Annotated in this window: 12 protein-coding genes; all 12 read right to left on the bottom strand. The window is 29.2% G+C overall.

Annotated elements, in window-relative coordinates; genetic code table 11:
- Positions 1-142 precede the first annotated feature (142 nt).
- Positions 143-1,081 (bottom strand): glycosyltransferase family 2 protein, encoded by a 939-nt coding sequence (locus tag ACWA1F_RS18025; RefSeq protein WP_456895654.1) that lies wholly within the window; start codon positions 1,079-1,081, stop codon positions 143-145.
- 1 nt (position 1,082) lies between these two features.
- On the bottom strand, positions 1,083-2,048 hold the full coding sequence (locus tag ACWA1F_RS18020) for a glycosyltransferase (RefSeq protein WP_456895652.1): 966 nt from the start codon (positions 2,046-2,048) through the stop codon (positions 1,083-1,085).
- A complete protein-coding gene (locus tag ACWA1F_RS18015) occupies positions 2,039-3,199 on the bottom strand; it encodes a glycosyltransferase family 4 protein (RefSeq protein WP_456895650.1) in 1,161 nt (386 codons plus the stop codon). Before ACWA1F_RS18015 ends, ACWA1F_RS18020 begins: the two co-directional genes overlap by 10 nt.
- A gap of 220 nt (positions 3,200-3,419) precedes the next feature.
- Entirely contained in the window at positions 3,420-4,265 is an 846-nt protein-coding gene (locus ACWA1F_RS18010; protein WP_456895648.1) for a glycosyltransferase family 2 protein, read from the bottom strand.
- A gap of 1 nt (position 4,266) precedes the next feature.
- Positions 4,267-5,106 (bottom strand): DUF5672 family protein, encoded by an 840-nt coding sequence (locus ACWA1F_RS18005; RefSeq protein WP_456895646.1) that lies wholly within the window; start codon positions 5,104-5,106, stop codon positions 4,267-4,269.
- A 136-nt stretch (positions 5,107-5,242) separates the two neighbouring features.
- The gene (locus ACWA1F_RS18000) at positions 5,243-6,052 is read right to left on the bottom strand and encodes a 6-hydroxymethylpterin diphosphokinase MptE-like protein (protein ID WP_456895644.1); all 810 of its coding nucleotides are present in this window, start codon (positions 6,050-6,052) and stop codon (positions 5,243-5,245) included.
- Position 6,053: 1 nt separating this feature from the next.
- The gene (locus tag ACWA1F_RS17995) at positions 6,054-7,346 is read right to left on the bottom strand and encodes an ABC transporter ATP-binding protein (protein WP_456895642.1); all 1,293 of its coding nucleotides are present in this window, start codon (positions 7,344-7,346) and stop codon (positions 6,054-6,056) included.
- Positions 7,347-8,210 (bottom strand): ABC transporter permease, encoded by an 864-nt coding sequence (locus ACWA1F_RS17990; protein WP_456895640.1) that lies wholly within the window; start codon positions 8,208-8,210, stop codon positions 7,347-7,349.
- A 130-nt stretch (positions 8,211-8,340) separates the two neighbouring features.
- Positions 8,341-10,284, bottom strand: coding sequence for a polysaccharide biosynthesis protein (locus ACWA1F_RS17985; RefSeq protein ID WP_456895866.1), 1,944 nt, complete (start codon positions 10,282-10,284; stop codon positions 8,341-8,343).
- A 108-nt stretch (positions 10,285-10,392) separates the two neighbouring features.
- Complete coding sequence (gene rfbA, locus ACWA1F_RS17980) at positions 10,393-11,277, bottom strand: glucose-1-phosphate thymidylyltransferase RfbA (RefSeq protein ID WP_456895638.1); 885 nt, start codon at positions 11,275-11,277, stop codon at positions 10,393-10,395.
- 37 nt (positions 11,278-11,314) lie between these two features.
- Entirely contained in the window at positions 11,315-12,160 is an 846-nt protein-coding gene (rfbD, locus tag ACWA1F_RS17975) for a dTDP-4-dehydrorhamnose reductase (RefSeq protein WP_456895636.1), read from the bottom strand.
- On the bottom strand, positions 12,160-12,708 hold the full coding sequence (gene rfbC / locus ACWA1F_RS17970) for a dTDP-4-dehydrorhamnose 3,5-epimerase (RefSeq protein ID WP_456895634.1): 549 nt from the start codon (positions 12,706-12,708) through the stop codon (positions 12,160-12,162). Before rfbC ends, rfbD begins: the two co-directional genes overlap by 1 nt.
- Positions 12,709-12,720: the final 12 nt, after the last annotated feature.

Raw genomic sequence — 12,720 nt, 5'->3', positions numbered from 1 at the left:
AGAAATTACATCCATGAGGAATGGAGTTATTACCTTCAAAAAATACATTTTCAATTCCATTTGAAAAACGAGAAAAAATGTTACTATTTGTCATCTTTTTTGGACTATTTAGTATCTTAAATAATATTTTTTTTGTTTTTATCTATTGTACAAATCGCAAACCTCTTTTAGTCAGCTTAAATGAAACATAGCCAAGTATTAGTTTTATTAACCACTTAAAATATTGAAAATTAAAATCAAAAGTCTTAAAAATCAAATTTAAATATATATGAATGCATTTGGGATGTTTGTATAAAACTACTAGATTTTGAACCTGATGTTTAAATAAATAAAATTTTATTCCACTCGAAAGTTTATTTACATCTTTCAAAGAACTAATAATTTCTATGATGGCGTTATGTCTAGATTCAGCTACATAAAAATCTGAATTTGATGAATTTGAATTTTCGTGAATCCTGTATAATGCTAAGTATTCATCAACTAAAAACAAGGTAGGTTCTTCAATTAACCGTCTTATATGAAAATCTCTATCAAGCATTTTAAGAAGGCTCTCATTGTATAAGATTTTATTATTTAAAAAGTCTTTTCTCCACAGAATATCATGCATATACCAAGAGACATTTAAAGAAATAAAATCTTCAAGCAAATTATTAGTCAATTTTGTCCTTAGTTCTTTTTTAATTGTTTCTTTCTCATTATTTACCATTATAGTTTTTGAAAGTACTCCATTAACTTCGGGCTTCTCTTTAAAAATTTCCATTTTTTTTTGCAAATAATCTGGAAGAATCCAATCATCAGAATCTAAAGACATTATAAATTCTCCAAAACTATTTTCTATACCATAATTTCTACTTGAATTGGGCCCCTTCATTCTTTCTTCTGGTCTTTTAAAAAACCGTATTCTCGAATCATCATAATATTTAGCGACAATCTCTTCAGTATTATCTGAAGAGCCATCATCGACTATTATACACTCCCAATTTTGATACGTTTGAGCTAAAATACTATCTAAAGTTTCTGCTATTAAACTTGCTCTATTATATGTTGCGATTATTATTGAAACTAAATTATTGTTTATCATTTTAGTTATAGAAATTAAATTTCTTTAGAACTCTCACAATTATGCATTTAAAACTATAGGGAATCAAAACATACATTTTTTTTGGCTTTTCAAATTGCTCCATCATTTTTTCTGCGAATATTACTTTTTCATCAATCCAATTTGGTAATGAATTCCCCAAATGGTACACAAAAGCTTTTAATAAGGAAACTCTGTAATATCCTAATTTATCAATTGGAATGTCTAAAAAGCTTAACTCTCCACCTGGAAAAACATAAATAGGCTTTTCAAAAGGTAGCCTTTTAAAAATTTCTTTTTTGTAAACAGAAGCAAAATGTGCCGCTCCAACAACAGCTTTTGTTGTTCTTGTTTCTAAATAAAATTGTTTTTCCTTCCAATTTTTATTCTTAGTAACAAAAAAATTTTCTTTATTTATGCCTTCTTCGAACAATTCCAATTCTCTATCTTCTACGACTTTGTCTTTCTTTACAAATAAAAATTCATTAGTAAAAAGAGAATTATTGCAATAAAATGTTGTATTCGGATTAGGTGCTAAACCAACAACTCCTACATTTTTAAAGCTTTTAAAAACTGATAATACTTGGTTTTGCCATCCAGAAAAGAAAAAAACATCTGAATCTATAATTGCAATAAAATCTTCGTAACATCCTCTAGCTTCCTGAAGAATTGTTTGTACTTTTCCATAGTTTTCTTTACAGTGAATATGTCTATCAATATCTTTGTTGGAAATTAAGAGGTTAATATAATCTGTGACCTCTTTTTTGCAGTTATTGTTAATTATTGTGATATTGGTATTTTCAACATCTATTGTATTTAATAAAGAATATATGCTTTTTTTAAAAACAGAAAATGCACTATTAAAATACTCAGATTCTTCCTCAGGGATGTAAACAGGAATTATAACTCTAAAAAATTTATATTTAAGTTTTTTAGATTTTTTCTTTTCTGGATTTTCACCTATACGCATACACTTAATACCTCTTCAACAACCTTTAAATAACTATCGCTTATTTTACCAATTGAATATTCTTTTTTGTATTTATTTCTTAGCTCAGCAGATATATTACGAATTTGTGCTTCATTTAAGCCTTTGACTTCAAAAAAAACTTTTTTAAAAGATTCAAAATCATTATAGTCAAACCAATAATCATTTGAAGTCCCTTGCATTCTTTCTTTCATTGCTCCAACTCTAGTCGAAATTATAATCTTGGCAGCACACATTGACTCAATTCCTACTAATGGTCCAGATTCTTCAGGAGACGGTATTATTAAACAATCAATTAACTCAAATAAATTAGAAAGTTTAGCCCCATTTAAAAAACCTAGAAATTTAATATTACTTGAATTCTCATGTTTAGTTTTCAAATGTTTCTCTAAAGCACCATTTCCAACAATATAAAGGATGTCTTTTTCAGTACAAACTCTTAAAAAGAAATCTATTATTTCTTCAACTCCTTTTTCATGGGAGAGTCTACTCAGGATTAAAAAATTACAAACTTCTCTATTTGATAATGAAATATTTAATAAATCTAACTCGCTATTTGCACACTGATCGATAACAACAAATTTCTGATCCTTTGTAATTTTACTTGCATTATTATAGGAATGATGAATAAAACAATCTACAAAGTCAATGAAATCATAATCTGAAAACGCAATGGTTCCAGTTGTTCTAAATAATACACTTTTATTTTTCTCTTTTGCTAATCGAATCATATCCCCCATTAATCCTGAAGAAAGTTGTGCAATTATAAAAAGTGCATCATAATCTGAAATTAATTCTTTCAAAACAATTTCTACTTTTTCATCATATCCTAAAAACTTTCTCGCAAAATTGTTGTTCACATAGTCTCTTACTTTTCCTTTACGACTGTTTTTAAAATAAGATAAAAAAGCAATTATTTTTAATATTAAAAAATGATTAAATAGTATTTCTTTAATACTAAAAGCTTTTTGGTTTTTATTAAAATTAAAAAGTTGCGATTGTTTGGTTATTGTTCCAGTGCTACAAATTGAAACCTCATACTTAGTAGATAAAACCCAAGCAATAAAACTACATTCTATTTCTCTCCCTCCATAATCACCAATTGGTCCAAATAATAAAATTTTTTTTTTCATAAATAATTATAGATTTTTATCAATTGATTTATCTATATCAAAAAGAAGCGTCTTTATTTCTAAATTTCCATCGTTAAATTCCAGTATTCAATTTTTTTTGACTTTACGATCTGATCGTTTGCAAAGTTTTATTTTTGTATTGAGCAAATCAATTGCCAATGCACAATCTTTTCTATTTTCAATTAATATTTTATTTTATATCCTTAATTGCTTATGAAATTTATTTTCTTGCATTAAATATTTTAATCAAAAATTCTATAAAAAACAATTGAAATGTTGCTATCTTTCTAAAAAAAGGACTTTTATCTATTTTTTTTAGTGCGTTGAAACGTTTATTTGTTTCTATGAATCTCCCAAAGATATAGTCGTCATTTTCATTATTAAACACATAAGGCAAATAACTTTTAAAAACCCTTTTTTTTTCTTCTCGAACCAGGTCTTCCTGAAGTGACGATATTCCTCCCATATCGAAATTTGTGATTGTACAATTAATTTTCTTATATGTTGCTCCATTCAACCCCATTGTTTTAAAAAAGAATTCCCAATCTGATACTATTTTATTATTCTCATTATAAAGGTCATATTTTTCAAACAACGATTTTTTTATAAATGTGCTGGGATGGCAAATATTACGAGAAACCAGATGACTGAACGTCATTTGTTCTGGATGCTCCTTAATTAACTTCTTTCCGTTTTGTTCAAAATAAAGATTTCCACAGATAAAATCAATATCAGAATCAAAATTTCTAAAAACATTCTGGAATACATTATTGTCAAAAAGATAATCTCCGGAGTTTAAAAAAAGTAAGTATTTACCTTTAGCTTTTTTAATACCTTTATTCATCGCATTGTAAATCCCATTGTCTTTCTCACTTACCCAATAGCTCACTCTATTGGCATCAGCATACTCTCGTATAACTACAGGACTATTATCTGATGATCCTCCGTCAATTATTATGTACTCAAACTGTTTCCATGTCTGATTCACAACACTGTTCATAGTTTTTTTTAAACCTTCAATATTGTTAAAATTAATGGTGATAATAGATAATTTTGGACTATTCATTTCAATCTATTTTTTTTAACCAAAAGTTTTTATTTCCTTCATAGGGAAAATCTTCTCGAAACCAAGCATGACAGCCGAAAGGAATATCATTTGTAAGTTCATAAATATAATATGGATGTGTATCCCAAGAAAAAGTTAAAACCTCTTGTATTGGCGGTATTTTAAAGTTTTTATTTTTCTCATACATTTCAATAAAATAAAAATCTTCATTAAATTCATAATTGCTTGCACAATATGAATAATTATTTTTATACCCTAATACATTTAATGGTAAAAAAAATAATTCTGTAATAAATTGCAATCTGCTAACGTTAAGCAACTTTTTTTTTTCTCTAAGCAATTCTAAAAAATTCTTTATTGTTTTTTTAGATGATAATATTTTTATTGCACTATCAACTTTACGCAAAGAAAATCCTCCATTACCAGCTTTCCAAATTTTTGCACCAGCATAAGGATTTCCTGCAAACCCCTTGAACCAAATACCACCAATGTAATCAAAATCTCTTTTAGCCCACATCAATAACTCATCTCTAAAAACGTAACAATCAGTCTGATAAACAAGCATATAACTAAACGCTTCAAACATTTTATAAAAAGCTGAGTTCAACATCAACTTATTATAACCTTGTAGGCTTTCAAAATAGTTTTTATCAAAAAAAATTGCCTTTCTTATTGCACTAAATTTTTCTTCATAAAAAGCCATTTTTAATCCTTCTGGGGCTACAAAATATATAGGATAATCGGCCAATACTTTTAAACATTGCAAAACAGATTTCGTTTCTAACAAATTCAATTCTTCCTTATAAATCGGAATTACAATACAAATTTGATTCTTTTGCATTTAATTTTAGGCTATTAATATAACATATTATAAATTCAGATAGTGTATTAATCGATATGATTAAATAGGACATCATTTTTTCAAAACTACTCATCACTATAATGAAAAGAAATTGAAATACTTAACTAATATTTTACTATTGATTATTTTCAACTACAATATCAAATCGTTTTTCAAATGGAAAAACGTCAAAATAAGAAAATGGATCACCATTATAAACTTCTAAACCTAATGCTTTGGCCTCAACTTTCAAACTTTCATACTGCTGATAAAGTTCATACTCCTTATACAAACGTTCTTTCGGGAAAGGAAGCTTTTGCTCTTCATAACTAATTTTTATTCCCTCGCTTTTTAAGTAATATTCTAATGAAGGTTTATTGTGATCATAAAAATGAGTATATGGATGAATACATTGCCAGTCATGATTGATTCCTAACAAAATAATTTTAGGCACTTTACAATAAATAGCTAATTGTAATCCTACAACGGTAACACTCCATGGAGACATTATTTTTTTTGTTAAATCTACAGGTAGTTTTCCTCCATATGAATAAAAATAAACATTACGGTCTTTAAACGCTTCAATTGCAATGTCTTTGTCTCTCTTTTCTACAAGAAGCCAAGTTTCTTTTGGTAATACTTCGTTACATCTTTCCCACCACGAACGAAGCACTGTTCGGGTAATTGGATAGTGTGAGGCAGCAAAAACATGAATATTTGGATTAATTTCATTTATCTCAGGATGCTCATAAAAATTCCCCATTGTTATGATAAAATCATCCTTAAACTTTTTTAAATCAAACTTAGAAATAGAAGGTCCTGAACCTAAAATTACTGCCTGTTTGTAATTACCAAATTTTGTTTTAAAAATTTGATTTTCCTTATTGATATGCGAAGAAGTAAAATAATTTTTAACGTAGCTCTTTATCTTCTTAATTAACATCATATTAAATTAATTCTTCTTTAAACATTCCGTCTATAATTGCCACATTGGTAGCCCTAGCAACTTTATTTGATCCCCAGTAATTACTTGCAAAAACATTAAATACAAAAACATTATGCAACAAATCAATTTGATTTACTCCTATTCTTCCGTTTTGCACAACAATGTCTAAATTATACTGTCCTCCTCTTAATAAAAGTTTAGGGATTTCTAAATCAACAAATCCATTGTTTAGAACATTATTAAATTTTACTCCCATTTCGTCCGAATAGAAATCAGCAATCTTTATTTCGTTGTTATCTCTAAAAACGACACCAAAAACTAAACTTTCAACAGAAATTTCTTCTAGGATATCAAAATAAAGCCTGAATTTGGAATATTCTCCAGAAAATAATTCATTTACATTTTGACCTTTATCATTAAAAAGCATGACATTAGAGAATCGTAATTCTCCACTTCCTTTTCTATCTCTTCTTAGCAGCAAATTATCGCTATTTTTTTGACTCTCATTTGCCAAATAGTAATTTACAGCTTCTTGTGAATCACCCTCAAAAATAATCTTTCCATACTCCATTACAACTCCTTTAGTACATAGACTTTTTATCGCCGCCATATTATGACTCACAAACAAAACAGTCCTTCCCTCCCCTTTTGAAATATCCTGCATTTTTCCAATTGCTTTTTTCTGGAACTCAGTATCCCCAACCGCTAAAACCTCATCAATTACCAAAATCTCAGGTTCTAAAAAAGCCGCCACAGCAAAAGCCAGACGCACTGTCATCCCAGAACTATATCGTTTAACTGGAGTATCAATATAACGTTCACATCCAGAAAACTCTATAATTTCATCAAGTTTTGAGGTAATTTCTTTTTTAGTCATTCCTAAAATAGCTCCATTTAGAAATATATTTTCTCTTCCTGTCATTTCTCCATTAAAGCCTGTTCCAACTTCCAGTAAAGAAGCTATCCGACCTCGAGACTTTATAGAACCCCTTGTTGGTGCTGTAACTTTTGAAAGTATCTTTAAAAGCGTAGATTTTCCTGCACCATTCTTTCCAATAATACCTAAAACCTCGCCTCTTTCGACCTCAAAGTTAATATCTTGCAAAGCCCAAACATAATCTGAAGCTCCTTTTTTTGAGCGATCGTTAGTATCACCAATTTTCAGATATGGATTTTCTTTTCCTTGAATTTTATGCCACCATCGATTTAAATCATGGCTCAAAGTGCCTGTCCCAACTTGACCTAAACGATATTGTTTAGAAATATTTTCAGCTTTTAATATGATGTCTTTCATTTATACAGTATCTATAAAGCTTTTTTCTGTTCTATTAAAAACCAACAATCCAGTAAAGAAAATAATTAATGTAACTACGATTGTATATATCAACCCTAAAATTGATATGCTTCCTATATTTAAAAGCATATAACGAGAAGTCTCTATCACATAAGCCAATGGATTGTATTCTACAATCCAGCCAAATTTTGGGAGTTTTTCTTTTATCAATTCCATCGGATACATTACTGCAGAAATATACATCAAAAGCTGTACTCCAAAACCAACTAAATTGTTTAAATCCCTATATTTTGTAACCATTGAAGAAATCAACATCCCCAAGCCTAATCCCATAATTCCCATAAATGAAATTAAGATTGGAAAAAATAGTATTGATCCATTTAGGCTTAAATCCGCCCCTTGAAAATAATAGAAAAGATAAAAGAAAATAAATATTCCGAACTGAATACCAAATTTGATAAGATTAGAAATAACAATAGATAATGGAGTTATGATTCTCGGAAAATACACTTTTCCAAATATACTAGCATTCGATTTAAAAGTATCTGAAGTTCCATTTAAACAAGCAGTAAAATAATTCCAAACCATAATCCCCGCCAGGTTAAATAAGAATGGAGGAATTGATCCAGTCTTAATTCCTGCAACATTATTAAATATGATAGTAAAAGTTATAGAAGTAAACAAAGGCTGAATTAAATACCAAAGTGGCCCCAAAACTGTTTGTTTATAAACTGTGATAATATCTCTTTTAACAAAAAGCATTAATAAATCTCTATATTGCCAAATTTCTTTAAAATTAAGCGAGAAAAATTTATTCTTGGGTGTTATTTCAAACAGCCAGTCATTTGTGTTTTTAGAATCCATTTTAAAAGAGCTTAAAAATCTTATTTAAAATATTAACAAGATTTTTAACATTTTATAGTTTGTGTAAAAATGTAAAAAGGCGTTTAAAAAACACCTTTTTATTATATTTTAAATATAGAAATATCGTACATTATTTATCTAAAACTTCAAACGTTGAATTCATACTTTTGAATTCTGGAACTATTTTTTTCATTTTAGCAACAATATCATCATTTTCATAAAAATCAGCAATACCAATTAATTCATCAACATCAATATGAAGATTCTCATACTCGTCTTGAATTTCTTGCGCAATCATAATTTTATTATGGTATGTTGGAAGAGTCTTTGATGTATCATTTAACAATTCTTCGTAAAGTTTTTCTCCAGGTCTTAAACCAACAATTTTAATTTTAATCTCTTTATCTGGTATAAAACCAGCAAGTTTAATCATTTTTCGAGCTAAATCGATAATTCGAACTGGTTTTCCCATGTCAAAAATATAGATTTCTCCTCCATTCCCCATTGCTCCGGCTTCTAATACAAGTTGACAAGCTTCAGGGATTGTCATGAAATAACGAATAATATCCTGATGAGTTATAGTTACTGGCCCACCCTCAGCAATTTGCTTAGTAAACAACGGCACCACAGATCCGTTTGAACCCAAAACGTTTCCAAAACGGGTTGTAATGAACTTCGTACCTCCTTCTACATTTTCTCTTTGATTTTTTAAGAATAGAGACTGCACATATTTTTCGGCAATGCGTTTACTCGCTCCCATTACATTACTTGGGTTGACAGCCTTATCTGTAGAAACCATTACAAATTTCTTCACATGGTATTTACAAGCTAAATCAGCAAGATTTTTAGTTCCTTTAATATTGGTTTGAATTGCCTGAGAGGGATTTTCTTCCATCAAAGGCACATGTTTATAAGCTGCTGCATGAAAAACAACGTGTGGATTGTAATTTTTAAAAACCTTTTCCAGCGCTTTTTTGCTTCTTACATCTGCAATTACAGCTACAATTTTAGTATCGACATTCATTCCTTGCGTCTCCAGACATAAATTGTGCAAAGGTGTTTCAGCATGATCCACAACAATGACTCTTTTTGGACCAAAATTTAAAACCTGTCTTACTATTTCGCTTCCAATTGACCCTGCAGCTCCACTGATAAGGATTGTTTTATCTTTTAATTGTTTAGAAATTGATTTACTATCTAGAACTATAGGTTTTCTTTCTAATAAATCTTCAATCTGTATATTTTTTACTTTTTGAGAAATCTCTTTTTGATTTTCCCAGTCAGAAATCAATGGAACTGTATATACTCTATAATTGAATTCTAAACATTGATCAACTATAATAAGCTGTTCATCTTTTGTCAAGCTTTTGTCAGCGATAATAACACCCTCAGCTGCAACAGACCTCATTAATGCAGGAAGTTTTTTTCTCAAAATTAAGATTGGCAAATCAAGCATACGTTTAGACGCATTCTGATTATTTTTATCAACAAATCCTACAATTTTAAATCTAGAAGGAGTCTCAAACTTTAAAGCATTTGCTACGGAAATTGCATTTGCGTCTGTTCCATAAATAACTGTTCTTACAAGCTTTGTTGTTGCTTTTTCCGAAAAGTACATCTCAAAGGTCTGTTTTACAATTACGCGATATAAGAATAAACCACAAAACGATAGAACTAGATTAATAAAAAGAGCTGTATTTAAAAAAGCTTTATGTCCAGTATACAGTTCAAATATTAAATTTATGAACAGAAAAAAAACCAAAACTGACATTTGAGAAAAAAGCAGTTTTATTGCATCAATATACGATGAATGCCTAATAATTCCTGAATATGTTCTAAAAAGCCAAAAGAAAAATATATTTACTGTTATTAAACTTGCTACAAAATAAAAATCGTGCGACGTTATAATATACCCTATTGCAGTGCCATCAAATAGTAAATAGGTAAAAGAAAAAGAAAAAAACAAGACCATTACATCAATAGCAACAATTATCCATCTCGGCAAATAGCTGAGATTATTAATATTTGCCCTAAGATTTCTTGGAGAGAAAGTGTTATATAACAAAGAGGCTATGTTATTTGGTTTTTCCGTATTCAATTTAGCATTTTTTAAGTCAGTAAAATTTGAACTTTAAACAAAAATACAAATTAAAGGTTTTAAATAATCACTTGATGATGCAAATTAAACTTTAACACCTTTTTTCTTTTGCTTTAAAAATTCCAAAAGATAAGTCCCATAGCCCGATTTAAGTAATGGCTGAGCTAATTCTTCAAGTCTATCATCATCAATAAAGCCTTGTCTCCAAGCAATTTCTTCAATACAACCCACTTTTAAACCTTGTCTTTCTTCTAAAACCTGTACAAATTGCCCTGCCTGCATTAAACTATTAAAAGTTCCAGTGTCTAACCACGCTGTTCCCCTACTTAATATACCAACTTTTAATTTTCCTTTTTCAAGATAAACTTTATTCACATCTGTAATTTCGTATTCACCACGAGCACTTGGCCTTATGTTTTTTGCTATCTCTACAACAGAGTTATCATAGAAATATAATCCTGGAACAGCGTAATTTGATTTTGGTTCTAACGGTTTTTCTTCTATCGAAACAGCATTTTTATTTTCGTCAAATTCTACTACTCCATATCTTTCCGGATCACAGACATGATAAGCAAATACAACACCTCCATCGGGATTAGCATTATCTTTTAAAAGCTGTTGCATGTTTGTTCCAAAGAAAATATTATCTCCAAGTACTAAAGCCACTTTATCTCTTCCAATAAATTCTTCGCCAATAACAAATGCCTGTGCTAAACCATTTGGGTTTGGCTGCTCAGCATAACTAAATTTACACCCAATTGTGCTACCATCTCCTAAAAGCTTTTTAAAATTTGGAAGATCGTGAGGCGTCGAAATTATTAAAATTTCATTAATTCCAGCCATCATTAAAGTTGACAATGGATAGTAAATCATTGGTTTATCATAAACCGGCATTAGCTGTTTACTTACAGCTAATGTCAATGGGTGTAACCTTGTGCCAGAACCTCCAGCTAAAATAATTCCTTTCATATAATTTCATTTATGATTTCGAAATTTGAAATCACTTTTAAACAAAAATTTCTTTTAAACTCTCTTTGTAATCTGGAACAGCTAAATTATAAACTGATTTTATTTTTGTTTTATCCAATAATGAATAGTTAGGTCTTTTTGCAGGAGTTGGATAAGCTGAAGAAGGGATACCTCCTACCTTACATTCATAAGATCCAATTTCTTTAATAGCCAAAGCAAACTCATACCAACTAATTTCACCTTCATTTGAATAATTATAAATACCTGAAATCCATTTTGAGGATTCAATTATATCAATCATTGCTTTTGCTAAATCAGCAGCATAAGTTGGTGAACCAATCTGGTCATTTACAACATTAATTTCATCTCTCTCCTTCATTAATTGCTGCATGGTTTTTACAAAATTATTTCCAAACTTACTGTAAACCCATGAAGTTCTTATTATAATAGATTCAGAATTTTCTTTCAAACAAGCAGTTTCTCCAGCCAATTTACTTTGTCCGTAAACATTTATAGGGTTAGTTTTAGCCTCTTCATTTAAAGCAATGGCTGAAGAGCCATCAAACACATAATCTGTCGAAATATGAATTAATTTAGAATTATTTTCTCTGGCATATTTTGCAATTAACTCTACTGCTAAATAATTTACTTTAAATGCCAAGTCTTTTTCTGATTCGGCTCTATCCACAGCTGTATAAGCTCCACAATTAAATATAATATCAGGATTAATTTCTTTTAATTGAGATTGAAGCAACTCTACATTATCTAATGTAATTTTACTACGATCTGCAAATATCCATTCATATTGAGGATAGACTGGTGCTAAACTTGAAAGTTCAGATCCTAATTGCCCTGTTGCTCCTGTTACTAGAATTTTTTTCATTAAAATAAGCTATTACAATTTTCAATAAAAGGTAAAATTTGATCTTTTTCTGAAACAATTGCGTCATCTAAATTCATTCCCCAATCAATATTTAAAGATGGATCGTCATAATTAATACCTCCTTCAGAAGCTTTATTATAAAATTGATCACATTTATAAATTACTGAAGCAGTTTCACTAATAACAGAAAATCCATGTGCAAATCCTTGTGGCACTAGTAATTGCTTTTTGTTTTCCGCTGACAATAAAATACTGAATGATTTTCCGTAAGTAGTAGAATCTTTTCTTAAATCTACTGCAACATCTATAATTTCACCTTCTAAAACACGAACGAGTTTTGTTTGCGCGAAAGGAGGATTTTGGTAATGCAACCCTCTTAAAGTTCCTTTCTTTGAGAATGATTGATTATCTTGAACAAATTCAATATTAATTCCTAGATCTTCAAATTTAATTTTACTGTAAGATTCAAAAAAATAACCTCTTTCGTCTCCAAACACCATTGGTTCTACAATTACCAAGTCTTTTATAAATGTTTCTTCGATTTTCATTTTTTAATTTAT

This window comes from Flavobacterium erigeronis, assembly GCF_054075165.1.
The sequence above is the reverse complement of the archived record's forward strand: the minus strand, read 5'-3'. Positions and strand labels throughout refer to the sequence as shown.